Here is a 24,123-nt window from a genome sequence, read left to right as displayed (position 1 = left end):
GGGAAAATGAAGATTGAAAGAATGAAGAAGCTCTTGCTAATCCTTGCCCTTTCCGTTACGGCTTTTTCCTGCCAGGACGAAGGCCGAGAGGATCTTATGAATCAGCCTGAAACAGAAAAAGTTCCCGACAGCATTCAAACGCTTACCGGGGAATTTATCTATGCAGGAGATGAAGCAATTTTAAGAGGAAACGATTTTATTTACGGAGTAACCATAGACTCTATGTCTAAGATACTGGCCAAACAGGTACAGCCATTTCAGAAGGAAGAATTTGATATGGTAGCTGTTAAGATAAAAGGTAAAATAATTCCGAATTCAAGACTGGAAGGTTGGGATGAAAATATAGAAATAAGAGAAATTTTAGAAATTCTGGAGACCGCAAAGGCTACAGAACAACAAGAAGAAGAATAATAAACCAATCCCGTTTTATTAGGGATGCATACAGAGAATTTATGCTAAAAATAAAGAATGTACACGCGAGTATAGAAGATAAGGAAATCCTTAAAGGAATTAATCTCGAAATTAATCCGGGAGAGGTTCACGCTATTATGGGACCAAACGGTTCAGGAAAAAGTACGCTTTCCTCGGTAATTGCCGGGAAAGAGGAATTTGAACAAACCGAAGGAGAAATTATATTTGAAAACACAGAGATTTCAGAAATGGATCCTGAAGAAAGAGCGCATAAAGGCATCTTTCTATCTTTTCAATACCCGGTAGAAATTCCAGGAGTTTCAGTTACCAATTTTATGAAAACCGCGATCAACGCGCACAGAAAAGCTAACGGACTTGAAGATATGCCGGCCAATGAAATGCTGAAAAAGATTCGTGAGAAATCTGAAAGCTTGGGAATTGACCGTAAATTCTTATCAAGATCTCTAAACGAAGGATTTTCCGGAGGTGAAAAGAAAAGAAACGAGATTTTCCAAATGGCCATGTTAGAGCCAAAATTATCTATTCTTGATGAAACCGACTCAGGTTTGGATATTGATGCTCTAAAAATTGTAGCCGATGGAGTAAACAATTTAAGAAGTAAAGACAATGCGGTATTGTTAATTACTCACTACCAGCGTTTACTTAATTATATTGTACCAGATGTTGTTCACGTAATGGTAGACGGAAAAATCGTGAAATCTGGTGGCAAAGAACTTGCTCTTGAGCTGGAAGAAAGAGGTTATGAATGGATTAAAGCTGAAAAAGCAGTTTAGTTCAAGGTTTGAGAACTTTTTAATAGAACTAAGAAGAAGATTTAAGCCCTTTCAATTAAGAAGATTTCCGCCGCTGCGGAAATGACAAAAGAATTAAAGATGGAATTAAAAGAAAAATTAGTATCATCATTCCTGGCTTTTGAAGAAGAGTACACAGGATCTAATGATGATCTTCATAAAATAAGAAACCAGGCGATTAAGGACTTTGAAACCATGGGTTTCCCAAGTCGGAAAGAAGAAGATTATAAATACACTTCTTTGAAATCGGTTTTGAAGGAAGATTATAGCCTTTTTCCAAAAAAGGAAAACGCTATAGAATACAAAGACATCAAAAAATACCTTATTCACGAGATAGATACTTACGATTTGGTATTTATAGATGGTATTTATTCGTCGCACTTATCCAGCACTACGCATGATAAGATTGATGTTTGCCTAATGTCTTCGGCGCTAAATAAAGATCTTTATAAGCCGGTAATTGATAACTATTTCAATAAAATTGCTCCAAAAAATGGGTTAAATTCATTGAATACCGCCTTTACCAAAGAAGGAGCCTTTATCCATATTCACAAGAATACACTAGCCGATAAGCCTATTCAGATCATAAATTTCTCTACGGGAAATGAATCTTCTGTTTTGGTACAACCACGTAACCTTATTGTGGTAGATGAGAATTCACATTGCCAGATTATTGAGCGTCACCAAAGCTTAACAGAACAACCTGTTCTCACAAATTCGGTTACTGAAATCTTTGCTAATAAACGTGCTATTGTAGATTATTATAAGATTCAGAACGATAATCTTTCGGCTTCTTTAATAGACAATACTTATATAGAACAGCAATCTGAAAGCTTCTGCTCTGTACACACTTTTTCTCTTGGCGGAAAATTAACCCGAAATAATCTTAATTTCTATCAAAAGGGAGAACGTATAGATTCTACCATGAAAGGGGTTACCCTTATTGAAGGAAAGCAACACGTAGATCACAATACTCTGGTACATCACATTGAACCAAATTGTGAATCACACCAGGATTACAAAGGTATTTTTGATGAAAAATCGGTTGGTGTTTTCAACGGAAAAGTAGTAGTAGAAAAAGAAGCACAAAAAACAAATGCTTACCAGTCTAACAACAATGTTCTATTAGACGATAAAGCAACCATAAACTCTAAACCTCAGCTGGAAATTTTTGCAGACGATGTAAAATGTAGCCACGGTTGTACTATTGGCCAGTTAGATGAAGAAGCTTTATTTTATCTTCAATCACGCGGAATTCCAAGAAAAGAGGCCAGCGGACTTTTAATGTACGCTTTTGCCAATAATGTATTGGAAAGCGTAAAAATTCCTGAGATTAAAAAGAGAATCAATAAACTTATAGCCCTCAAATTGGGTGTAGAATTAGGATTCAATTTATAAATTGCTATCTAAAGTAGCATTAAACAGAATCCTCAAATCCATAAAAAAATGAGCATTGCTACTAATAATATAGCTTTTAACGTTGAAGAAATTAGAAAAGACTTCCCTATTCTAAATAGGGAAGTTAATGGTTATCCCCTGGTGTATCTAGATAATGCGGCAACTTCGCAAACGCCAAAACAGGTAATGGATGCGATTGTAGATTACTATTCTAACTACAATGCTAATATTCACCGTGGCGTACACAGCCTATCACAGGAAGCAACCGATAAATATGAAGCTGCAAGAATAAAAATTCAGCAACATTTTAATGCTGAAAAATCGCACGAAATCATTTTCACCGCTGGTACCACACATGGAATTAACCTTGTTGCCAATGGCTTTGCTTCTATTCTAAAAAAAGGAGATGAAATTCTTGTCTCAGCCTTAGAGCATCATTCCAATATAGTGCCCTGGCAAATGCTTTGCGAAAAAACAGGAGCAATTCTAAAAGTGATCCCTATGAATGAGCAGGGAGAACTTATTTACGAGTCTTTTGAAGAATTGCTTTCAGAAAAAACAAAAATGGTTTTCCTAAACCACGTTTCAAACGCTTTGGGAACCATAAATCCTATTAAAAAAATTATAGATAAAGCCCACGAAAAAGGCGCAGCCGTTTTAATAGATGGTGCTCAGGCAGCTCCACATATTAAAGCCGACGTACAAGCACTGGATGTAGATTTTTACGTGGTTTCTGCTCATAAAATGTGTGGCCCAACAGGAGTTGGTGTACTATACGGCAAAGAAGAATGGCTCAATAAACTTCCGCCTTACCAGGGTGGCGGGGAAATGATAGCTACGGTAAGTTTTGAAAAAACAACTTACGCAGGTCTTCCACATAAATTTGAAGCCGGTACGCCTAATATTTGTGGCGGTATTGCTTTTGGTGCGGCTTTAGACTATATGAATGCTATAGGTTTTGAAGCCATTGCCCGCTACGAAGACGAATTGCTGGATTACGCTACTCTAAAACTTCAGGAAATTGAAGGAATGAAGCTCTACGGGACTTCCAGAGAAAAGACCGCTGTGATTTCTTTTAATATTGAAGGATTGCATCCTTATGATATTGGGACTCTTGTAGACAAAATGGGTATTGCTGTGAGAACCGGCCATCATTGCGCACAACCCATTATGGATTTTTATAAAATCCCGGGAACAGTTAGAGCCTCTTTTTCTTTCTACAACTCTAAAGAAGAAATTGACCGTTTTATTGAAGCGGTTAAAAAAGCGAAATCAATGCTTTCCTAAACAACACAAGATGAAAAAAATTTTATTTTTAATAAGCGCATTTCTAATGATTTCATGCGGAAATTCAGAAGAAAAAATTTCAGAAGATCCTGCAGATCTAAAAGCCCTTAATAGCAATTATGAATTGCTGGAAATGGACGGAGAAGATATTTCTTCCCAAGGTTTTATCTTAAATTTTGAAGGTAAAGAACAAAGACTTTCAGGAAAAACCGGTTGTAATAATTTTGTAGCGACCTATAAAATTGAAGATTCAATTGTAAAATTCAATCCGCACCTGGGAACAAAAATGTACTGCGAAGGCCAAATGGAATATGAAGAAATTTTTGGCGAAGTTCTTCCGGAAATCAGAAAAGTAAAGATTAGCGATAAAGATCTAATATTTTTATCTGCTGAAAACAAAGAGCTTTTAAACCTGCAAAAAACAGAAAAAAGTGAGTAAAACGATACAGGAAATACAGGAAGAAATTATAGATGAGTTCGCGATGTTCGACGACTGGATGCAGCGTTATGAATATATGATAGAGCTTGGAAAAACACTTCCAATTATAGACGAAAAATATAAAATTGACGAAAACCTTATTAAAGGCTGTCAAAGTAAAGTGTGGGTTCACGCTGAATTAAAAGATGAAAAATTAGCTTTTACCGCAGATAGCGATGCGATAATTACCAAGGGAATTGTAGCTATTTTAATTAGGGCTTTTTCCAATCATCACCCTTCAGCAATTATTGAAGCCGACACAAAATTTATTGATGATATTGGCCTTAAGGAGCACTTGTCTCCTACCCGTGCTAATGGTTTGGTGAGTATGATCAAACAACTTAAAATGTATGCTGTGGCATACCAAACACAATTAAAATAAGATGGAAAAAGAAATAGACACACAGGAATTGGGAGAGAAAATTGTAAAGGTTTTAAAAACCATTTATGATCCCGAGATTCCTGTAGATATATACGAATTAGGGCTTATTTACGACGTAATGGTAAACACCGATTATGAAGTAAAAATACTTATGACCCTAACAACTCCCAATTGCCCGGTAGCCGAAAGTTTACCTCAGGAAGTTAAAGAAAAAGTGGCTTCTATAGATACGGTTAAAGAGGCAGAAGTAGAGATCACTTTCGATCCCCCATGGAATCAGGATCTTATTAGCGAAGAAGCTAAATTGGAATTAGGACTTTTATAAAAGCCCTCTGGCCCCTAAAGGGGGAATAAAAAATTTTGCTTTAAATGTTTATTAACTTTTAACCATTAACTTCATTATGGCTGAAGAAATTGTAAACCGAATAGCCAACAGCAAACTAATCACCTTTAACCTTGAGGATTATTATCCTGAAGGGGAACGCGTGTTATTTGATGTGAAAGACTGGCTTTTGGAAGGTTTCGTTTTGCGGGAAAGTGAATTTAGAGAACAGGCCAAAAATCATGACTGGAGCCAATATGAAGACAAATTTATAGCACTTACCTGCTCCAGTGATGCAATAATCCCGGCCTGGGCCTTTATGTTATTGGCCACCTACTTACAGCCTCACGCAAAAAAAGTAATAACCGGCGATTTGGAAACACTGGAGACAGTGCTTTACACCGAAGCTATTTTAAAAATGGATGTAAGCGATTTGCAAGATAAGCCCGTAATTGTAAAGGGCTGTGCTCACAAACCGGTTCCCAAAAACGCATATCTACTTTTAATAGAAAAATTACAACCCATTGTAAAAAGTTTAATGTACGGCGAGGCTTGCTCCTCAGTGCCATTATATAAAAAATCAAAGAAATAAAATGAAAAAGATAGTACTTGCTCTCGCTATATTAAGCGGAGTCTCTAGCCTTAATGCTCAGGAAAAAGAAGAAGAACAAAAACAAGGATGGACTAAAGAAGGGAACATCTCGTTACTTTTTAATCAATCGGCTTTTAATGAAGAATGGACCGGCGGTGGAACCTCTAACCTAGCAGGAAATTTACTTTTTGACTATAATTTAAACTATTTAAAAGATGATTTCACCTGGGACAACAGGATACTCCTGGATTATGGATTAACCAAGCAGCGTAGTGATGAGTTTGCCAGAAAAACAAGTGATCGTTTAGAACTTAACTCAATCGCAGGGAAACAATTACAAGACTCAAATTGGTATTATTCGCTTTTTTTAAATTTCAGAACACAAATCACCAAAGGTTATAAATTTGGTGAAGATGCTGAAAACGGACAAACTATCAGAACAGAATACACCAACTTTTTATCTCCCGCCTACCTTCAGTTCGGTCCCGGAATGATGTGGAAAAAAAGCGAAAATTTCTATGTAAATATTGCACCGGCTACCGGAAGAATGGTTTTTGTAGATAAAGATTTCACTTCAGCACCAGGTTATGTAGATGGAGATTATTTTGGTGTAGATGCCAATAAAGCCATGCGTTTTGAACTTGGAGCCTCGGTTTCAGGATATGCTAAATTTGATGTTATTGAAAATGTAACGATGGAAAACTTGCTTAATCTTTACTCCAACTACCTTGAAGATCCAAAAAACGTAGATATAGATTATACGATGAATTTGAAAATGAAGATTAACGACTACCTCTCTACAAACCTTATTTTCCAGGCTATTTATGACGATAATGCCGTGCAAGGTTTTCAAATTAGAGAAGTATTTGGCTTAGGATTTAATTATGGATTTTAGTTCCATCTTAAACCTAATACTAAACTTCCTTCAGCATCAATAAGTTAAAATACAACCTGCCAATTACCGGCAGGTTTTTTATTTTATAAGTTTTTTAGTTAAATATATGTTGAAATAAATTCAGCAAAAATCGCAGTAGCAATCTATTATGTAACTTTGTAGTTATGATTGAAAAAACCGACCTAACCCACGAAAAAGCTGTTTTAATTGGTATTGTTACCAAAGAGCAGGGGCAAGATAAATTAAAAGAATACCTGGACGAGTTAGAGTTCCTTACCTACACCGCCGGCGGGGAAGTGATAAAGCGTTTTAGCCAGAATATGGATAAACCCAATCCTAAAACGTTTATCGGTACCGGAAAGATGAATGAATTAAAAGAATTCGTTGATGAGAATGAAGTAGGTACCGCTATTTTTGATGATGAACTTTCTCCCGCGCAGCAAAAGAATATTGAAAAAATATTGAAGTGTAAAGTACTTGATAGAACTACACTTATCCTTGATATTTTTGCACAACGGGCGCAAACAAGCTACGCCCGTACACAGGTAGAACTTGCCCAATATGAATATTTACTACCAAGACTTGCAGGTATGTGGACTCACCTTGAACGCCAGCGTGGTGGTATTGGAATGCGTGGTCCCGGGGAAACAGAAATTGAAACCGACCGTAGAATTGTTAGAGATAAAATTTCGCTTTTAAAGAAAAAACTCGAAACCATAGACAAACAAATGGAAGTGCAACGCGGTAATCGCGGGCAATTGGTTAGAGTAGCACTTGTAGGTTATACGAATGTTGGGAAATCTACTTTAATGAATACCATTAGCAAAAGTCAGGTCTTTGCCGAAAATAAACTTTTTGCAACTTTAGATACCACCGTTAGAAAAGTGGTGATTCGCAATTTACCATTCTTATTAACCGATACAGTAGGCTTTATAAGGAAGTTGCCTACACAATTGGTAGAGTCTTTTAAATCTACCTTAGATGAAGTTAGAGAGGCCGATTTACTATTGCACGTGGTGGATATTTCTCATCCTAACTTTGAAGATCATATAGAATCTGTTAACCAGATTATGAGCGAGATTAAAAGCAACGACAAACCAACCATTATGGTTTTCAATAAAATTGATCAATATGAAGCTGAAGAAATTGAAGATGATGACTTAATGACCGAAAGAACCAAAGCGCACTACAGTTTAAAAGAGTGGAAACAAACCTGGATGAACAAAATGGGAGATAATGTGCTGTTCATCTCAGCTTTGAATAAAGAAAATATGGAAGATTTTAGAAGAAAAGTTTACGAAGCAGTTCGTGATATTCATGTTACCCGTTTTCCTTATAACAGTTTCCTTTATCCGGAATATGATAAATATGGAGAGGAAAAATAGAACCTGAGTAAGAGGCCTTGTTAACGTCAAGCTGAACTGGTTTCAGTTTCTAATATCTCACAAAAGCTTAGACCCCGAACCAAAATAGGGGCAGGCTCTGAAATAAAAATCAGGGTGACGATGCAAAACCCCTCAAACCTTATTGTTTTTTCATTAAATTAGAGGGAATCAATATTCTATTAAAATGAAAAAATTAATCTTATTATCGCTCCTTTTTTGCTTCGGAATAATATCTGCCCAGGAATTGGATGGTACATGGAAATTAATCGAAAAAAACGGTGAAACCATTTCAAATCGTGAAGTGATTAAAATTATTCAAGATGGTTATTTTGCCCTGGGATCTAAAAATTTAAGCGATAATAAATTTTTGGGTGCCGCTGGTGGTGAACTTAATTTAAATAACGAAACCCTTACCGAAGTTCGAGATTTTGACACCTATGATGCTGAAAACATCGGGACTGAACAGGAATATAATATTTCCTGGGAAGGAGAAAACAAGATGGAAGTTTCTGACGGAATGTCTACAAAAATATGGGAAAGACTGTCGGAAGAAAGTGATGCCCTTATCGGAACCTGGGTAATTACCGGTCGCGAAAGAAATGGACAGATGAACACGATGACTCCCGGTGACAGGCGTACGGTGAAAATTTTAAGCGGCGGTAGATTTCAGTGGATTGCTTTTAATTCGGCTACCAAAGAATTTAATGGCTCCGGCGGTGGAACTTATACTGCAGAAAACGGGAAATACATTGAAAATATTGAATTCTTGTCCAGAGATGCGAGTCGCGTAGGAGCAAGTCTGGATTTTAAATATGAAGTAAAAGATGGTAAATGGCATCACCAGGGAAAAAGCTCTAAAGGAGATCCTATTTACGAGATCTGGTCGCCATATAGTGAAGCTTATCAAAAATAATATTATTAGCTTATCTCATTAAAAATGCCTCCTTAGGCATATAAAATTCTCCTGGAGGTACTTCTTTTAAGTAGAATCGAATTGCTTTTTCTCGATCTATATATTGCAAACGTATTTTTCCGGAGGTAAAACTTACTGCACTTTCTATTGTGCCATCATAAACTCCTTTGGCAATTTTCACCAAATTAATGGTAAACCCACCGGCATCCTTCCTTTTACAGTCGGTTTTTTCACCTTGATAAAAAACCACGCAGTGATTACCAACAATCCTGTTTTGGTTTTCGTATTCCAGCTGTAATTCCATAGTATTTTGTCCATCTGGAGATTCCCAAAACCAATTACCCGCGAAATCCTGGGATTGCTGCGCGGCCCCGGAAACGAAAGTCAGTAAAAAAAGAAAGAGTAAAGTTTGCTTCATCTTTTGATTTTAAAATAAAAATCAATTTACTCAATTCCCACTTATCCGCATGTTATCAATATCATAAGTTGTGCTTTTATCTGGTGCGCCACCCAAATACCTGAAGGCGAAATGAATTTCGCCTTTTAAACATGAGATATCGATCTTACTTTTTACAAAACCTCTACCATATTGATTGGTGGGGCCTATAGGTATTACAGCGTCTAAATGTTTCCAGATAGTATTTAATACATTACCGGTAAATTCTTCAGTAATCAAAACACTTAGAATGGTTGAGTTATCGTAAGAAGCCATAATATCAAAGGACAACTGAGCTCCTGAAACATCGTCTAAGTCTATTGGAGGACTCACCAACCAGGCCTCCATTGGTGCCTCTTCGGTATTAAATGCCGAAACCCGAATGTACCGGTTTCCATCAAAGATTCCGGGTTGAAAAGCTTTACCTCCGTTTACGTTCACATTAGTCCATCCACTATTTTCTAATGCAGAAAGACTGGTGATATTCGTAAAATCCTCCTCGAATAAAACATTTATTCCTTCGGAAGTATTATTAGTACAATTCAAAAATTCTGGATCGCAACGCTCGCCTTCAAAGCTAAGATCATCGGGAGAATTTACCGCGATCACAAAATAATCATCGTAAAAATTTCGGGTTAGAACTCCTTTTATACTACCTGAATTTTTAGGTAAATACAAAGATTTAAATCCAGAAAAAGTGCTGGTGCTTAACATCGTACTGGCACCTGTTCTACAACTCTCCAACTGCCGTTCGCCATCATATTCATCAGTCACTTCCCCGGCAAAAGTATAATGATGTTGTTCCCTTAGTAGGTTTCGATTAAATTGAACATTCTTAACCTGAATAAATAAGTTTTCATGCTCTTCGTTGAATTCTGAAATCTCTAATTGAAGCGGAACAATTTCAGCCGTTTCCATAGTTCTAATAATGTGATCGTCTATCCTGGAGGGCGGAATCGCCGCTACATCTCCCCTATTTTGAATTCCAAGCTGGTGCACTCCATTATTACTCCATAAAGCGAGTCCGTCTAGCTTTACATATATTTTTCGCCCAAAATTATAAGTTTCAAAAACGGAATTATCATCGACTAGCAAAAGGATTCCTGCAATGGGATTTTCGGGTTTATCCTGCAACACCAATTCTTTATAAAAATTCCCGGCTTCATCACTGGAAACCACATAAGCTTCCATCCAGGTATTGGTTTCAGAAAAAACATATATTTCACCAGTTTCCGGTTTAAAATTGCTTTTTACCGCTAAAATTCCTGTAACATTCCCTTCAATATTCACCTCTTCGGTTTCAGTTTTCGGTAATTGAAAATCATCAGTTTTCACACAAGAAGTTTGTAAAAACATTCCAAAAAAAGCTAAGCTTATTACTTTTAATTTTTTCATCGATATAGTATTAAAATCGTATATAGATCATAGCAAAGTAGGAAGCACCGGTGCCATACCAGTATTTAGGGCCAAAAATGGGGGTTTCCCTCTGCTGGTCTTGTTTTAGAGTTCGGTAATTCGCATTTCGGGATTGCTCAAAACCACCGGTTTTATAGAGTTTATCAAAAATATTATTCAGGCTTATAAAAAATCCGATAAACTTTCCTTTTACCAGCCAGGATTTTCCGCCTATTGCATTTACCAATATATAATCACTAAACTGTTCTTGTTTTAGAAGTTTTGCAGCAACATTTTCATCGTAATTCAAAATGGGCAAGCCATCACTGTCATTCAAGAAATTCGAAGTTCTGGTTAAGGGACTTATATCTAAAAAAGCTTGAGAAAAAAAGTTGGCAGTAGTGCCAAAAAACCAATAATCTGGATCTCGATATTCAAAACCAATTTGAGCGGCTCTTTGCGGGCCTCCGGCAATGCGGTAATTTTTTAAATAGGAAGTTCCATAATCTACTATCTCATTAAAATCGTCTGAAGTTAAATACAGTTCAGGATTATTATTGTAGGTAAATTGTCCCAATGCTCCGGCCGCCTTCAATTTTATGGAAGAAGTTAATTTTGCTTCAATCCCTATTTCCAGCCCAAGATGCTGTTTGTCAATTCCGCTTAAAACCTCCTGAACAAAAGCCGTGGTGCTGTTTCTGCCTAAACCTGAAAGACCATCGGCGTAATAAAAGGAGATTTCGGTTGCGTCTTTAATTTGGGTATAATAAGCAGAAAACCTGGCTTTAATATTCGAAGATCTATACCGGTAACTAAAATCTATATTTTGAATTTGTTCGCTTTTAATTCCTTTCACTACGTCATTATTTTGGCGTGAATTTGAAAAAGAATTCCGAAGATTTGGCGGTTTAGTAAATAAGGCCGCGTTAAAACCCAGCAAATGTTTTGCGGTAAGTTTATAATTTGCTCCTATTTTCCCTCCAAAATCGGTGAAATTTAATTGCTCACTTTTACCGAGTGAATTTTCGGGATAATTTCCGTTTTGGAATAATCCATCTCTTTGATAAGAAGTTTGGGACGCGATAACTCCTAAATAAAAATCAAGCCGGTCGTAATCAAAATTTACTTGACCAAAAGCTTTAGCGGAACTCGCATAGAATCGAAAATTATATTTATAAGGCTCATTTTCGGTTACACTTCTATTTGGGTTTTGAAGATCGCTTTGTGCCCTGTTTTCAAGGAAGGTTTCCCGGTCTCCTTCAGCAAAGAAATCTACATCAAGAAAAGTGTCCCCACCCAGCATATCTTTAATTGAGGCAAAATTATGCGAATTCAAATAAGCAAAGGCCAGTTTCCCATTCAGGTCTACATGCTCATTTATTTTAGCTGAAAGAATAGAATTCAAATCAAATTTAAGATCATCGCTTCTGTCTTCTGCCAGCGCATAAACCGTATAACCGGCCGCATTATTCGCGATATATAACTGCTGCCAATCTAACTGACCATCTTCTTTGAAATCTTGCTGCGCGAGGTAGGCCGCTTCATAATTTGGATTATCTGCGAAGCGCAAATAATAGCTGGGCAGTTTTTGATAATAGGTAGGATCTGGATTGGTGCCTCCACCTATGTATCCCGACTGTTCATTAATTTCAGCCCTTCGGGTTCCTCCAAAATCAATCCTTGAATTTCCCATTTTCCCAAACTGAAAAGCGAAATTATTATTAATGCTTACTTTCTCTGAAAAGTCCCAGAAATGATTCAACATCAATACGGGTTCTTTTATTTCCCTCACCCTGGAATTCCTAATTTCACCATCCTGATAGCCCCAGTAAGCATTATACTTTCTTCCTTTTATTTCGAAAACTTCAGCAGTATTTGGAGAAGATTTTCCGCGGATATTCGGCGTATAAAATCCTGTAAAATTGAGACTATGTTTCTCATTGAAGGTTTTTTCAACTGAAAGGAAAAATCCATTTGCATCATATAAAGTGCCGTCTACATAAGCTTCGTTGGCAAACCTGCGCGATGCCGAAATTGCATATGCCCAGCCGTTCTTTAATTCTCCAGAGCCGTAACTAGCCATCAATCTGCCATTGTAGCTTCTATTAGCCGCCGCAATAGAAGCTTTACCACCTTTGCCGTATTTTGAAGCCCGCATAATTATATTCGTGGTTCCAGCGAGGCCACCAAAACTTACTTCAGAAGGGCTAAGGCCCATTGAAAAAACCTGGTTGCGTTGCACATCGTTTAGTCCGCCCCAGGCACTCCATTGAGGCCGGCCGGTATAAACCTTGTTCATTTCAACACCGTTTATTAAAACTTTCCCGTTTTCGCTATCGAGACCACGGGGTCTAAAGAACGTCTGACTAAAATCGAAAGCCGCGGCATTAAGAAAAACATCACGGGAAGCTTGTAAGAGGCCGGAAAGGTTCTCTATATACGCTTCATCCTCATCCAGCTCAGCATCAGAAAGACTTATTATGCTTATTTGATTCGCATAATCGGCAAGAATGGGCTGCATTAAAATAAGCCCAAGATCTTTATTTGTCCTCTTATTAATAATCACCGGAATCCTGAGTAATTTATAATCGGGAAGACTTATGCTTAAAATTTGTTCTCCGAGCGGAAGATTTTCTGCAGAAAACAAAAATGCTCCGCTTTTATCAGAGAATGTTTCAAAAAAGCTTTTCTCTAACTGAAGTTTCGCTCCGGGTAATTCTTTATAGGTTTGAGCATCTACCAATTTTCCTTCCAGGGAAATTCCCTGTGCTAAGGAGCCAGAAAAACCCAACCCAAAAAAGAGAACAAAAATTAAAAATTTCATTACCTGGTAGTGTCATATTCAATATAAGTTTAGATATTTAACCGTTAATAATCAAAATATCAGCACTTTATACCAATAATTTAGCTTTAATGTAAGACAATGATTACCCGTATTTTTCCCCTTTTTGTTTTTTACCTGTTATTCTTTTTGGGAACTGAAAGTAGTTTCTCACAGCAAAAGGAGTATAAAATTATAAGTATTGCATTTTATAATGTGGAAAACCTATTTGACACCGAAAACAATCCTTTCACTTTTGATGATGATCGCACCCCTGAAGGAGATGATGTTTGGACCCAGGAAAAATACATGGATAAATTGCAAAATCTGGCAAGGGTTATTCCTGAAATAGGATCGGAAATCACTCAGCAAGCTCCTGTGATTATAGGTATTTGTGAAGTTGAAAACAGGCAGGTTTTAGAAGACCTAATAAATGAACCACAACTCAAAACCTACAATTATGGTATTGTACATTATGAATCGCCCGACCGCCGTGGAATTGATGTTGCCCTATTATACCGAAAAGATATTTTTAGATTGGAAAATTCGGTTTCACACGAGTTATTGATCTATAATAGCAAAGAACCGGATAAACGCGTTTACACCAGGGATCAACTGGTGGTTAGTGGAGAAATTGATAATGAAAAATTACATTTTATAGTGAATCACTGGCCTTCCAGAAGTGGCGGGGAAACGGCAAGCAGTTACAAACGCGAAAAAGCGGCGGCTCTAAATAAAATTATCATTGACTCTATATTTAAAAAAGAACCTTTAGCCAGGGTGATAAGTATGGGCGATTTTAACGACGATCCTACTAACAAAAGTTTTAAAGAAATACTGAAAACAAAAGGAGGGCCAAAAGGGATAAGTCCGCATCAGTTATACAATCCAATGGAGCGTATGTTGAAAAAAGGTATGGGCACACTTGCCTACCGGGATGGTTGGAATTTATTTGACCAAATTCTTATTTCTGGTGCTTTAACCGGAAAAGACTATTCCGGGTTTCAGTTTTATAAAGCAGGGATCTTCAATAAGAAATATCTCATCACAGAAAACGGACAATACAAAGGTTATCCTTTCCGAAGCTATGGCTACTCAGGATACCAGGGTGGTTATAGCGATCATTTTCCGGTGTATATCTATCTTGTAAAACAAGTAACCTCTACTTCATCAAATAAGAATTAAATAAAATACCCCGCGATAAACTCACGAGGTATTAAAGGCAATTTCTTTTAGATTTCACATTAAGCTGCTTAGTGTGAAACCACGATTAAGTAGAGTAAAATCTATTTCACTTAAAACCAGGCACTCCAGGGAATACGCGATAACATCACTAATAATCCAAGGGTATAAAATATAGCCAAAGTTTTAAATTTTGGCTTTGAAGTAAGTTTATTCTTATGCTTAGAATATCCCATGGTTATTAATACTAAAGCAATAATCATCATTAAAGGGTGCTCCATGATATAAAGTCTAAGCGTAGGATCTGGCATAACCGTGCCCATCCCCTTCTCTAACAACACAGAAAAATAAGGTGAGGTAAAATATAAGACAACTCCTATTAAAAACTGAATATGAGATGTAATAAGCGTAAAAAGCGCAATTCTAAAATTAGTTGCTCCGTATTCTTTATTTGACGCATAACCTATAATTGAGTTTATAACGGCTACAAACAAAACAATAAGTACTAAATAAGCCCAATAAGAATGTATGAATTGTACTGTTGGATACATAGAAGTAAATTTTTTAGTAAATATAGGATTTTCTACAAAAAGTCACTCAATTGTACCTCTTAGTTTATCTAAGATACTTCTCGTTATTTTTTGCTTAAGCGACAAACCTCAAGCCCTAAATTTCATTTATATATATTTTTTTGGCACTTTAATTGTTAGTTATTTAAAATACCAGCCATTATATTAAATTTTCACTGTTTTATTACTAACTATTAATTTAATTCTATCCTATGAAACCTAAGAAAAATCCAAAAGCCGATCTTCGGAAAAAATCAAATTTGTTTTTGTCCTTCGGACTAATCATGGCATTACTAGCCAGTTTGCTTTTAATAGAATGGAAAACTTATGATAAAGAAAAAATTGCCAGCCAGCAAGTTTATTTAGATGCTCTTGAAGATGAAGAAATACCAATTACCGAACTGGCAAACACACCACCTCCTAAACCTCCGGTAATTCCCGATGTTATTGATGTAATTGAAAACGATCCAGAGCTTAAAGAAGACGAGATTGAGTCTACCGAGATAAGCCTGGAAGACATTGTAGAACCCGAGGAAATCGTTGAACCTAAAACCGATGAAGAAGCGGAAACAGTGCCTTTTATTTTAATTGAAGATGTGCCCATATTTCCCGGATGTGAAAGCCTAAATGATAATGCAGCGAGAAAAACCTGTATGAGTGAAAAAATCACGACTTACGTAAACAAGAACTTCAATAAAGAACTGGGGAGTGAATTAGGCCTTTCCGGGGTAAACCGTATTACTATCCTTTTTCAAATAAACACTGAAGGAGAAATTGTAAATATTCAAGCAAGAGCACCTCATGCAAAACTGGAAGAAGAAGCGGTAAGAGTTATAAAATCCTTACCCAAAATGCAACCGGGAAAACAACGTGGTAAGCCTGTTAATGTAAATTATGCATTACCCATAATTTTCCAAGTTCAGAATTAAAGATCAACGTAATACAAAACCTATAAAATTCAATAATAAAACATTTCTCATAACTAAAACCAGAGACGTCAAAACAGCAACCGCGAATCAGAAAACATAACCTTCTAAATAATCTAAAAAATTCAGAAATTAGTTTATCTTATATGGATACATCGCCATATAAAATGAAGCTTTATGATTGCTGCTGTTACACTATTTTTTATTATCACACTTTCAGCCTTAATTACACGAGTTGCAGCCATTGCTTTGGCTCATACGGGACTTTCTACCCAAAGCGCAAGGTTCCAGGCTCGCTCTGCATATACCGGCTCAGGTTATACTTCTTCGGAAACTGAAAAAATAATGAATCACCCGGTTCGCCGAAAAATTATCTACAGCCTTATGCTTATAGGTAATGCAGGTATCGTAACTGCTATGTCTTCCTTAATTCTAACTTTTGTGCTGCCAGATAGTAATGCATCTAAGCTATATGGATTGCTAATAGTTGTGGTGGGACTAGCTATATTATGGTGGGCCATTAGAAGTGACTGGGTAGATCGTGGACTATCAAAATTGATTAGCAAAATGCTAAAAAAATATACCGATATAAATGTACAGGATTATGCTGCTGTATTGCATTTACACGATAATTATCACGTAAGTGAAATGCGGGTTGAGAAAGACAGTTGGCTGGCCAATAAAACTTTAATAGAATTAGATCTTAGAAAAGAAGGCATAACAGTATTGGGAATAGATAGAAAAGGTGAAGACTATTTAGGTTCACCTTCGGGAAATTCAAAAATACTACCTCACGATGTCATCACGCTTTATGGTAAAGCAGAGGTTTTTGAAAGTATTTACAAGAGAACCAAGGATTTTGTTGGAGAATTACAACATAAAAAATTTGTTGAAAAAGAAACCGAAAGAAAAAAAGATCAGACCAAAACAGATTAAGAAAAGTAAACCACCTTATCATCTTATAGTTGAATCCTGTGATACGTCTCCATAAGAATTTCTTTCTTTCACTATGCTGTCTATCATGGAGATATATTAGATATTGGTTTCAATAGTTTAAAACGCAAAAAACCACCCGTATTGGGTGGTTTTTCTATAAGAATTAATTTCTCTATTTAGAAGTTATATCTAACTGAGAAGTTCCAGGTAAGTCCGTTACCATAAAAATAACCATATTGATCACTCTGGTTAATATATTCGTTATCAAAGAGGTTATAAATATTTCCTCTTAACTGAATATTCTGATTTCCGAATCTAAACTTATAGGATGCTCCTAAATCTACAAGGGTATAAGCATCAAGTTTCTCAGACTGGTAAGAATCACCTGATATCGAAGATAAAGCTACATCTTCAACATCTACAAAACCATAAAGATCTGCATAATGATTAACATTGGCATCTACACTAAAATCCCGTGTAACATCCAAGTCTGCTCCAAGGCCGAATGAAGTCTGTGGAGCCAAACCTACCTTAGTTCCAGTAAGCTCAATATCCTCCAACTCATCTACAAAACTAGACGTGTTTTCGTCACGAATTCTAATATTTGTAGAACCATCATATTCCCAGTTACCAACAGTTGCATATCCGTTAAGGGTTAAGCCTAAAGTTGGCTTCCAGTGAATATCTAACTCCAAACCTTTATGTAACTGTCCAATTCCATCAAATAAGAATGAAGCGTCATCAAAATCTACAACTCCATCGCCATCTTGGTCATATTCACCTCCAGCATTTAGGAAACGATTTTCCCATTTTGTATAATATCCATTTAGATTAGCCCTAAAGTTGGTGGTTTCGAACTTGTAACCAGCCTCAAATCCAGTAATGTCTTCGTTATCTACTCCATTCTCAGCTACCATAGTATTATCATCATAGCTTGGAAAAAGATTATCAAGGAAAGGTTGACGTGAGTATCGACCTACATTTACGAAAACAATATTTTCTTCATTAATATTAAAAGATCCGCCACCTTTAATATTATAACCTGTTTTGTTTATTTTCTCAGATTCTTTAGTATTAGCAAAGTTTCCTCTGTCAGTTCGTTGGTATGATTGATTTGACAATGCTCCTTGAAAGAATACTGAAAATCTATCAGCTGCATACTCTACTTGTGCAAAACCACCCTGATAATTTATATCTTCCGAATAGTCATAATCAATTCTTTCATCCTCATCGGCGTAATTGAACAAAGCATCCCATGGATTTGGATTAAATGTTTGACTTACTACGTAATCATCTGGACGTCCACCAAGAGGCTCAACTCTACCCTGAAGTCCTAATAGATCTGTTAACTGACGGAAGTGATCTCCAGTATAAAATCTTAGATCTCCACCTACATTGAAAGTCCACCCTGTTTGGGTATCATAACTGTAATTGGCAACAGTCCCATACCAGGCATGGTTATTAACAGAAGCTCTCAATACAGTTCCTATTCTGTCTCTACTTAATCCATCTGCAATAGAAGCATTAGATTCATTTACTATATAGTTCCAATCAATTAGGCCATCTGTTGCAAAATTATATGCACCACGGGTATCTGGATTATTGTCGTTATCAACATATCCTATTCCGTTACCATAATCACCAGTTCCACCACCTCGACCAAAGGAAGCATAAACTACAGCAGATAAATCAGAATTTTCTGAAATATTCCAGTCCCAGTTCAAGTTCATAACTGGCTTATGGTAATAGTTTCTTCTTAGAGTCTGATAGTCTCCATCTAAAAATCCATAATTATTGTTATATTTTATTCCGTATTGATCATAAAGATCCTGACTCTTAGAGAAGTTCTGATCATGCCACTGTGGAGCTCCTGTTAAAAGAAAATTAAAATTATGGTCACCCAGGACTTTTCCAACAGAAAAGAAATAATTCTGCCCCTGTCCCCTGGTACCATCAGCATACTTGCTATGTGCTTGCCAGTGATCTAAAAGAAAAGAAAAACCCCAACCATTATCATCCAATCCTGTATCATAACCAACTGTTCCTTTAAGGTAACTTCCATTACCTACCATAGCTCTCGCAAAACCACCTTCGGTTTTATCAGTTGCTTTTGTTACAATATTTACCGTACCACCAACAGAAGAAATAGCAAGTTTAGAAGACCCAAGTCCTCTCTGTACCTGTACTGCATTAGCGATATCTGACATTCCTGACCAGTTCGACCAGTATACATTTCCATCTTCCATTCCATTAATAGGTTGACCATTCAAAAGGAAAGCCGTATTATTTTGGCTAAAACCACGAAGAAACATTTGAGAGTCACCAAATCCACCGGCTTGGTTAGATACATATACAGAAGGTGTATTTTTCATAATTTCTGGAAACTCAACATTACCAGAAGCTTTCTTCTGAATCTCACTCCTCGTAATTGTTGAAACGGCAATTGGAGTTCTACGATCGTCCTCCAAGTCAATTACTCCAGATCCAACTACAATCACCTCAGATAATGCATTATCATCTACGTTGATTATGATCCTTCCTAAGTCTCTAGTTGCACCATCAGCAACTTTAAACGGAATAGACTGCGTTTTGTAACCAACAAAACTAATTTGAAGTTTTCCGGAAGAACGCTCAACATTAATAGAGAATTTCCCGTCAAAATCGGTTGTTGTACCAGTATTTTCACCAGCAACCATAACCGTAGCTCCGGGTAGCGGAGCATTCATGTCAGAATCAATCACCGTACCGGTAATAGTTCCTTGAGCAAAAATTGTAGCTGATGTTAAAAACAACGCTAATGCTAATAATTTCCTCATGTCTAAAATTTGTTTGTTTTGAGTTTAATTTTCGGTGCAAATGAAGTCAAATACTACAACTTCCAGTTTATCGGAATGTTAAGAAATTTAACTTTAACACCTTGTTCGCCGCAAAACTAAAACAAAATTTTAACTAATTGATTCTTTGGAAACTAATGATTTGCACAGGTTGTTAACAAAACAGCTATTTTTACTTAAAAAACACCTCTAAGAGCTTTTTAGTAGAAGAATCGTGATCTTTCACCACCTTTGCTTCAATTTCTTTAAGAATATGGCTCGCAAGTTGCTTACCTAACTCCACTCCCCATTGATCGTAGCTGTAAATATTCCAAATCACTCCCTGAATAAATATTTTATGCTCATACATCGCAATAATTTTACCCAAACTCTCTGGAGTAAGTTTGTCTACAAGTAATGTATTTGTGGGCTTATTACCCTCAAATTCTTTAAAAGGCAACAGTTTCTCTATCTCATTTTCAGGCAACCCCTGTGCTTCCAACTCCTTTTTAACCTCAGCTTTAGATTTCCCCTGAAGTAACGCTTCGGTTTGCGCAAAGAAATTAGCCATCAGCTTATTGTGATGGTCCTTATCCTGATGCAGAGATTCCTTAAAACCAATGAAATCTGCCGGAATTAATTTAGTTCCCTGGTGAATTAACTGAAAGAAAGCATGTTGAGAATTGGTTCCCGGCTCCCCCCAAATTAGGGTTCCGGTTTGGTAATCTACCTTTTTTCCATTTCTATCTACACTTTTCCCATTACTCTCCATAATTGCCTGTTGCAAATAGGCTGGAAGTCTATTAAGATATTGTGTGTAAGGAATTACTGCTTCACTTTCTGCTTTATAAAAATTGTTATACCAAATACTTAACAAGGCTAGCTGAACCGGGATATTCTCTTTAAAATCTGAAGTCTTAAAATGTTCGTCCATTTTTTGAGCTCCCCTCAATAAAGCTTCAAAATTGGCATACCCCACTGCCAGACTTATTGAAAGTCCTACAGCGCTCCACAATGAAAAACGGCCACCAACCCAATCCCACATTGGGAATACATTATCTATAGCGATCCCAAACTCCTCTACATTTTTCAAATTACTGGAAATGGCCGCAAAATGTTCAGCTACAGCTTCTTGCGGAGCTGTCTTTCTAAACCAATTTCTAATAGTTGTAGCATTAGAAAGGGTTTCCTGGGTAGTAAAGGTTTTTGAAACCACAAGAAATAAAGTAGTTTCAGGATTAAGATTTTTTAAAGTTTCATGAACGTGATCACCATCTACATTAGAAACATAGTGAACTTTTAAATGATTATGGTAATACGTAAGTGACTCGGTAACCATTACAGGCCCAAGATCTGAACCTCCAATTCCAATATTCACAACATCGGTAAAGGCTTTACCGGTGTAACCCTTCTTTTCTCCACTTATAATCTTTTCCGAAAACTTCTTAATTTTTTCTTTTACCTCCTGTACTTCAGGCACCACATTTTCTCCATCAAGCTTTATTTCAGCATCGGCAGGAGCTCTAAGAGCTGTATGTAAAACCGCACGGTTCTCGGTTGCATTAATCGCATCACCACTAAAATAAGATTCTATAGCAGATTTAAGGTCACATTCTTCTGCTAATTCCAGCAATAAATCCAGGGTATCAGCAGTAATTCTGTTTTTACTATAATCCAGATAAAAATCCTCCCAGGCAATAGAAAACTTTGAAGCTCTCTCAGGATCTTTTTTAAATTGCTCTTTAAGTTGCAATTGCTGTACATCGCTGAAATGCTTTTCTAATTTTTTCCAGGCGGTTGTTTGGGTAGGATTAATATTTTTCATCTTATTTTTTATTTTTTGGCGTTGCCTAAACTTATATTTTTTTCCGTAAAGTTAAGCGCAACTAAAATCGCTTCGGTACTTAGACCAAAATTTAATGTTTACACCTAACGTATTTGGAACTTCGTGTTTGCTTTCTAAATCTCCTTATAAGAAATTTCGTCCAGCGCTGTTCTTAAATCTTCTATCGCTGCAAAATACTCCTCCTTATGCGCTGGTTCTATATGCTTTGCTGTTGGTAAGTTTTGGCGATAAGGGTCTACCTGCTTACCATGCACCCAGAAACGGTAACAAACGTGCGGGCCTGTGGCCAAACCGGTGCTTCCAACAAAGCCAATAACGTCACCTTGTTTTACACGCTGCCCGTTACGAACATTTCTCTTGCTCATATGCAAATACTGCGTGGTATATTTATCGTTATGCCTCACTTTAACATAATTCCCGTTTCCGGAAGTATAGCTCGCAGCTATCACGGTTCCGTCGGCTGTACTTACAATAGGTGTACCGCGAGAGGCAGCATAATCTGTTCCCAGGTGAGCTTTCCATCTTTTTTGAACCGGATGAAATCTTCTCTTTGTATACCTTGATGAGATTCGGCTGTAATTTAGCGGTGCTTTTAAAAAGAAACTCTGTAAAGCTTTAGCTTCTTCATCGTAAAAACTAGGTTGCCCGGTGACAGAATCTGTTTCATATTGAAAAGCATAGAAAGGTCTATCTTCGTGTTTAAAAACCGCAGCTTCAACATTTTCAATCCCTGCAAAAATAGTATCGTCTATATATTTTTCAGAATAAATCATTTTAAACTGATCTCCTTTCTGAAGTTTAAAAAAATCTATACTCCATTGATAAATATCAGAAAGCTCGTAAACTAAAAGATTACTTAAACCCTGTTCTGCCACAGCTTCTGAAAGCGAAGAACTAACAACACCGGAAACTTCCCTCTTTTTTATAATTACAGGCTTCTTTTTTCGGGAAGCACTAATACTATCCCCAATGCCAACTACGGTGTAGTTTATTCTATCGTTTTGATAAATAAAATACTGAGGCGTATTTGCTGAATCTTTTGCTTTGAGAATCATATACTTTCTACCGGCTGTAATTCTTGCAGGGTTAAATGTATCTTTTACTTTTTCTGAAATCTGATAGATTTTCCCCCTATCTACACCGTGCTGGTCTAGAAGATAACCAAAACTATCTCCAGATTCTATAACACCATTAACCACCTTATAATCGTCCAGAATAAATCCGAATTCTTTTGTAACTGGTTTAGGCGCCTTTTTTTCTACCTTATCGGCATTTAGCGCGGTTTCTTTTGCATCATCTTTACAGGCTGAGAAAGCCAACATAAATACTAATAGGAAACTTAATTTTTTCAATTTTTAGCAATTTTCTTTTCTGAATTAAACATATGGTTTACCCATTCTCTGCCCCAATTTTCCAACTCTTCTTCACTCCATAAATAAGGAAAAAAACTATTTTTTTGAAATGTAGGCGGTAAAAATTCTTTCCAATTTGTTCCACCCGTAGCCGCAATTGTTTCTTTATCCTTATTTAAATACCTGTAAGCGGCACCCATATGCATTAAGGGCCAGTTTACATTTACATTGGCGTCAAAATTACGCAATGCTTCTTTTAAAAACTTATTATTTTTAACTGAATCTGGTAGCTCCTTATATTGATGGAAAAGGGTTTTCCCCTTATATTCTGAAGCTATTCTCAGGAAGCGTGCGGTATAGCGTTTTTCAAATTGGCGAAGCGTTAGGGTTTTTTCTTCGGTTTTTAGATCTATCCCACCTCTCTTCCAGTAAATATTTTCGTACAACTCTTCAAGGCTATTCTTTTCTGAAAATTGATCTCTTAGTTGATAAGAGACCAAATTCTCTAAGGGAGTAGCATAAATTTCTATCATTCTAAACTGCGCCGATTGAAATCCACTAGCAGGCAATAAAGACATTCTAAACTTCAGAAATTGCTTCCTTTCCATGCCCTTTATCATTACATCAAAAGAATCGGTTAGAATTCTAAAATAACGATTTAAACGATTATATTTTTCAATTAAAAAATCGGCATCAGGAGATTCTTTTTCAATTATTTGCTTCTGCTCATGGATAATGAGCTTAAAGTATAGTTCTGTAATTTGATGATAGGAAATAAAAATTTTTTCATCAGGAAAATGGGTTAAAGTTTTTTGCAAACTCAAAAGGGTATCAATACTTAAGTAATCCCAATAAGTAAGATACCTGTCGTGTAAAAGCCCATCTAAATAGGATGCCAGATCCTGACCTGAATTTTTAAACTTTTCCTCTAATGCAAAAATGCGTTCTGCAATTTCCGGCTTTATTTCCATG

The 24,123-nt window shown here is 36.6% G+C and carries 22 protein-coding genes; 14 read left to right on the top strand and 8 right to left on the bottom strand.

Annotated elements, in window-relative coordinates; genetic code table 11:
* Nucleotides 1-6: 6 nt before the first annotated feature.
* The 11 genes from B5X51_RS07705 to B5X51_RS07655 all read left to right on the top strand — a co-directional run bounded on the left by B5X51_RS07705 (nucleotide 7) and on the right by B5X51_RS07655 (nucleotide 8,875).
* Nucleotides 7-411 carry a hypothetical protein gene (locus tag B5X51_RS07705; RefSeq protein WP_079720553.1) on the top strand — a complete coding sequence of 135 codons (405 nt, stop codon included), beginning with the start codon at nucleotides 7-9 and terminating at the stop codon, nucleotides 409-411.
* A gap of 41 nt (nucleotides 412-452) precedes the next feature.
* Nucleotides 453-1,205, top strand: coding sequence for a Fe-S cluster assembly ATPase SufC (gene sufC, locus B5X51_RS07700; protein ID WP_079720551.1), 753 nt, complete (start codon nucleotides 453-455; stop codon nucleotides 1,203-1,205).
* A 99-nt stretch (nucleotides 1,206-1,304) separates the two neighbouring features.
* Complete coding sequence (gene sufD, locus B5X51_RS07695) at nucleotides 1,305-2,621, top strand: Fe-S cluster assembly protein SufD (RefSeq protein WP_079720756.1); 1,317 nt, start codon at nucleotides 1,305-1,307, stop codon at nucleotides 2,619-2,621.
* 48 nt (nucleotides 2,622-2,669) lie between these two features.
* A complete protein-coding gene (locus B5X51_RS07690; protein WP_079720549.1) occupies nucleotides 2,670-3,908 on the top strand; it encodes an aminotransferase class V-fold PLP-dependent enzyme in 1,239 nt (412 codons plus the stop codon).
* A 10-nt stretch (nucleotides 3,909-3,918) separates the two neighbouring features.
* The gene (locus B5X51_RS07685; protein ID WP_079720547.1) at nucleotides 3,919-4,347 is read left to right on the top strand and encodes an META domain-containing protein; all 429 of its coding nucleotides are present in this window, start codon (nucleotides 3,919-3,921) and stop codon (nucleotides 4,345-4,347) included.
* 43 nt (nucleotides 4,348-4,390) lie between these two features.
* Nucleotides 4,391-4,768: a SufE family protein gene (locus B5X51_RS07680; RefSeq protein WP_079720755.1), complete on the top strand. Its 378-nt coding sequence runs from the start codon at nucleotides 4,391-4,393 to the stop codon at nucleotides 4,766-4,768.
* 1 nt (nucleotide 4,769) lies between these two features.
* A complete protein-coding gene (locus B5X51_RS07675; protein ID WP_070052978.1) occupies nucleotides 4,770-5,093 on the top strand; it encodes an iron-sulfur cluster assembly protein in 324 nt (107 codons plus the stop codon).
* A gap of 76 nt (nucleotides 5,094-5,169) precedes the next feature.
* Nucleotides 5,170-5,682, top strand: coding sequence for a DUF2480 family protein (locus B5X51_RS07670; RefSeq protein WP_079720545.1), 513 nt, complete (start codon nucleotides 5,170-5,172; stop codon nucleotides 5,680-5,682).
* 1 nt (nucleotide 5,683) lies between these two features.
* Nucleotides 5,684-6,577, top strand: coding sequence for a DUF3078 domain-containing protein (locus tag B5X51_RS07665; RefSeq protein WP_079720543.1), 894 nt, complete (start codon nucleotides 5,684-5,686; stop codon nucleotides 6,575-6,577).
* A 164-nt stretch (nucleotides 6,578-6,741) separates the two neighbouring features.
* A complete protein-coding gene (gene hflX / locus B5X51_RS07660; protein ID WP_079720541.1) occupies nucleotides 6,742-7,962 on the top strand; it encodes a GTPase HflX in 1,221 nt (406 codons plus the stop codon).
* Nucleotides 7,963-8,146: 184 nt separating this feature from the next.
* Nucleotides 8,147-8,875, top strand: coding sequence for a hypothetical protein (locus B5X51_RS07655; protein ID WP_079720539.1), 729 nt, complete (start codon nucleotides 8,147-8,149; stop codon nucleotides 8,873-8,875).
* 10 nt (nucleotides 8,876-8,885) lie between these two features.
* Here the strand turns inward: B5X51_RS07655 and B5X51_RS07650 are convergent, their stop codons facing one another.
* Genes B5X51_RS07650 through B5X51_RS07640 form a run of 3 tightly spaced genes read right to left on the bottom strand, consistent with a single transcriptional unit; the run spans nucleotide 8,886 to nucleotide 13,530 of the window.
* Nucleotides 8,886-9,293, bottom strand: a complete 408-nt coding sequence (locus tag B5X51_RS07650) for a hypothetical protein (RefSeq protein ID WP_079720537.1) — start codon at nucleotides 9,291-9,293, stop codon at nucleotides 8,886-8,888.
* A gap of 30 nt (nucleotides 9,294-9,323) precedes the next feature.
* A complete protein-coding gene (locus B5X51_RS07645) occupies nucleotides 9,324-10,706 on the bottom strand; it encodes a DUF5689 domain-containing protein (protein WP_079720535.1) in 1,383 nt (460 codons plus the stop codon).
* Nucleotides 10,707-10,716: 10 nt separating this feature from the next.
* Entirely contained in the window at nucleotides 10,717-13,530 is a 2,814-nt protein-coding gene (locus tag B5X51_RS07640) for a TonB-dependent receptor (protein ID WP_079720533.1), read from the bottom strand.
* A 102-nt stretch (nucleotides 13,531-13,632) separates the two neighbouring features.
* Between B5X51_RS07640 and B5X51_RS07635 the strand changes: the two genes are divergently transcribed.
* Nucleotides 13,633-14,712, top strand: a complete 1,080-nt coding sequence (locus B5X51_RS07635) for an endonuclease/exonuclease/phosphatase family protein (RefSeq protein WP_079720754.1) — start codon at nucleotides 13,633-13,635, stop codon at nucleotides 14,710-14,712.
* Between the two features lie 110 nt (nucleotides 14,713-14,822).
* Here B5X51_RS07635 and B5X51_RS07630 read toward each other — a convergent pair whose 3' ends face one another.
* Nucleotides 14,823-15,260 carry a hypothetical protein gene (locus tag B5X51_RS07630; protein ID WP_079720531.1) on the bottom strand — a complete coding sequence of 146 codons (438 nt, stop codon included), beginning with the start codon at nucleotides 15,258-15,260 and terminating at the stop codon, nucleotides 14,823-14,825.
* A 230-nt stretch (nucleotides 15,261-15,490) separates the two neighbouring features.
* Between B5X51_RS07630 and B5X51_RS07625 the strand changes: the two genes are divergently transcribed.
* Together B5X51_RS07625 and B5X51_RS07620 are read left to right on the top strand one after the other, a co-directional pair.
* Nucleotides 15,491-16,207, top strand: a complete 717-nt coding sequence (locus B5X51_RS07625) for an energy transducer TonB (protein ID WP_079720529.1) — start codon at nucleotides 15,491-15,493, stop codon at nucleotides 16,205-16,207.
* 174 nt (nucleotides 16,208-16,381) lie between these two features.
* Nucleotides 16,382-17,140 carry a TrkA C-terminal domain-containing protein gene (locus B5X51_RS07620; protein WP_079720527.1) on the top strand — a complete coding sequence of 253 codons (759 nt, stop codon included), beginning with the start codon at nucleotides 16,382-16,384 and terminating at the stop codon, nucleotides 17,138-17,140.
* 176 nt (nucleotides 17,141-17,316) lie between these two features.
* On the opposite strand, the gene B5X51_RS07615 is transcribed toward B5X51_RS07620, so the two are convergent.
* The 4 genes from B5X51_RS07615 to B5X51_RS07600 form a co-directional block, all read right to left on the bottom strand.
* Complete coding sequence (locus B5X51_RS07615) at nucleotides 17,317-19,956, bottom strand: TonB-dependent receptor (RefSeq protein WP_079720525.1); 2,640 nt, start codon at nucleotides 19,954-19,956, stop codon at nucleotides 17,317-17,319.
* Between the two features lie 190 nt (nucleotides 19,957-20,146).
* On the bottom strand, nucleotides 20,147-21,778 hold the full coding sequence (pgi, locus tag B5X51_RS07610) for a glucose-6-phosphate isomerase (RefSeq protein ID WP_079720523.1): 1,632 nt from the start codon (nucleotides 21,776-21,778) through the stop codon (nucleotides 20,147-20,149).
* Between the two features lie 134 nt (nucleotides 21,779-21,912).
* The gene (locus tag B5X51_RS07605; RefSeq protein ID WP_176132738.1) at nucleotides 21,913-23,151 is read right to left on the bottom strand and encodes a peptidoglycan DD-metalloendopeptidase family protein; all 1,239 of its coding nucleotides are present in this window, start codon (nucleotides 23,149-23,151) and stop codon (nucleotides 21,913-21,915) included.
* Complete coding sequence (locus B5X51_RS07600) at nucleotides 23,148-24,122, bottom strand: tryptophan 2,3-dioxygenase family protein (RefSeq protein WP_079720521.1); 975 nt, start codon at nucleotides 24,120-24,122, stop codon at nucleotides 23,148-23,150. Before B5X51_RS07600 ends, B5X51_RS07605 begins: the two co-directional genes overlap by 4 nt.
* Nucleotide 24,123 lies beyond the last annotated feature (1 nt).

It is taken from the genome of Salegentibacter holothuriorum, assembly GCF_900168045.1.
In the GTDB taxonomy this organism is placed as follows: domain Bacteria; phylum Bacteroidota; class Bacteroidia; order Flavobacteriales; family Flavobacteriaceae; genus Salegentibacter; species Salegentibacter holothuriorum.
The sequence above is the reverse complement of the archived record's forward strand: the minus strand, read 5'-3'. Positions and strand labels throughout refer to the sequence as shown.

Coding starts and splice junctions, on each gene's coding strand:
- B5X51_RS07665 (WP_079720543.1), top strand. CDS start 5,684: ATGAAAAAGATAGTACTTGCTCTCGCTATATTAAGCGGAGTCTCTAGC.
- B5X51_RS07600 (WP_079720521.1), bottom strand. CDS start 24,122: ATGGAAATAAAGCCGGAAATTGCAGAACGCATTTTTGCATTAGAGGAA.
- B5X51_RS07675 (WP_070052978.1), top strand. CDS start 4,770: ATGGAAAAAGAAATAGACACACAGGAATTGGGAGAGAAAATTGTAAAG.
- B5X51_RS07705 (WP_079720553.1), top strand. CDS start 7: ATGAAGATTGAAAGAATGAAGAAGCTCTTGCTAATCCTTGCCCTTTCC.
- B5X51_RS07625 (WP_079720529.1), top strand. CDS start 15,491: ATGAAACCTAAGAAAAATCCAAAAGCCGATCTTCGGAAAAAATCAAAT.
- B5X51_RS07630 (WP_079720531.1), bottom strand. CDS start 15,260: ATGTATCCAACAGTACAATTCATACATTCTTATTGGGCTTATTTAGTA.
- B5X51_RS07680 (WP_079720755.1), top strand. CDS start 4,391: ATGTTCGACGACTGGATGCAGCGTTATGAATATATGATAGAGCTTGGA.
- B5X51_RS07640 (WP_079720533.1), bottom strand. CDS start 13,530: ATGAAATTTTTAATTTTTGTTCTCTTTTTTGGGTTGGGTTTTTCTGGC.
- B5X51_RS07615 (WP_079720525.1), bottom strand. CDS start 19,956: ATGAGGAAATTATTAGCATTAGCGTTGTTTTTAACATCAGCTACAATT.
- pgi (WP_079720523.1), bottom strand. CDS start 21,778: ATGAAAAATATTAATCCTACCCAAACAACCGCCTGGAAAAAATTAGAA.
- B5X51_RS07655 (WP_079720539.1), top strand. CDS start 8,147: ATGAAAAAATTAATCTTATTATCGCTCCTTTTTTGCTTCGGAATAATA.
- B5X51_RS07670 (WP_079720545.1), top strand. CDS start 5,170: ATGGCTGAAGAAATTGTAAACCGAATAGCCAACAGCAAACTAATCACC.
- hflX (WP_079720541.1), top strand. CDS start 6,742: ATGATTGAAAAAACCGACCTAACCCACGAAAAAGCTGTTTTAATTGGT.
- B5X51_RS07685 (WP_079720547.1), top strand. CDS start 3,919: ATGAAAAAAATTTTATTTTTAATAAGCGCATTTCTAATGATTTCATGC.
- sufC (WP_079720551.1), top strand. CDS start 453: ATGCTAAAAATAAAGAATGTACACGCGAGTATAGAAGATAAGGAAATC.
- B5X51_RS07690 (WP_079720549.1), top strand. CDS start 2,670: ATGAGCATTGCTACTAATAATATAGCTTTTAACGTTGAAGAAATTAGA.
- B5X51_RS07620 (WP_079720527.1), top strand. CDS start 16,382: ATGATTGCTGCTGTTACACTATTTTTTATTATCACACTTTCAGCCTTA.
- B5X51_RS07650 (WP_079720537.1), bottom strand. CDS start 9,293: ATGAAGCAAACTTTACTCTTTCTTTTTTTACTGACTTTCGTTTCCGGG.
- sufD (WP_079720756.1), top strand. CDS start 1,305: ATGGAATTAAAAGAAAAATTAGTATCATCATTCCTGGCTTTTGAAGAA.
- B5X51_RS07645 (WP_079720535.1), bottom strand. CDS start 10,706: ATGAAAAAATTAAAAGTAATAAGCTTAGCTTTTTTTGGAATGTTTTTA.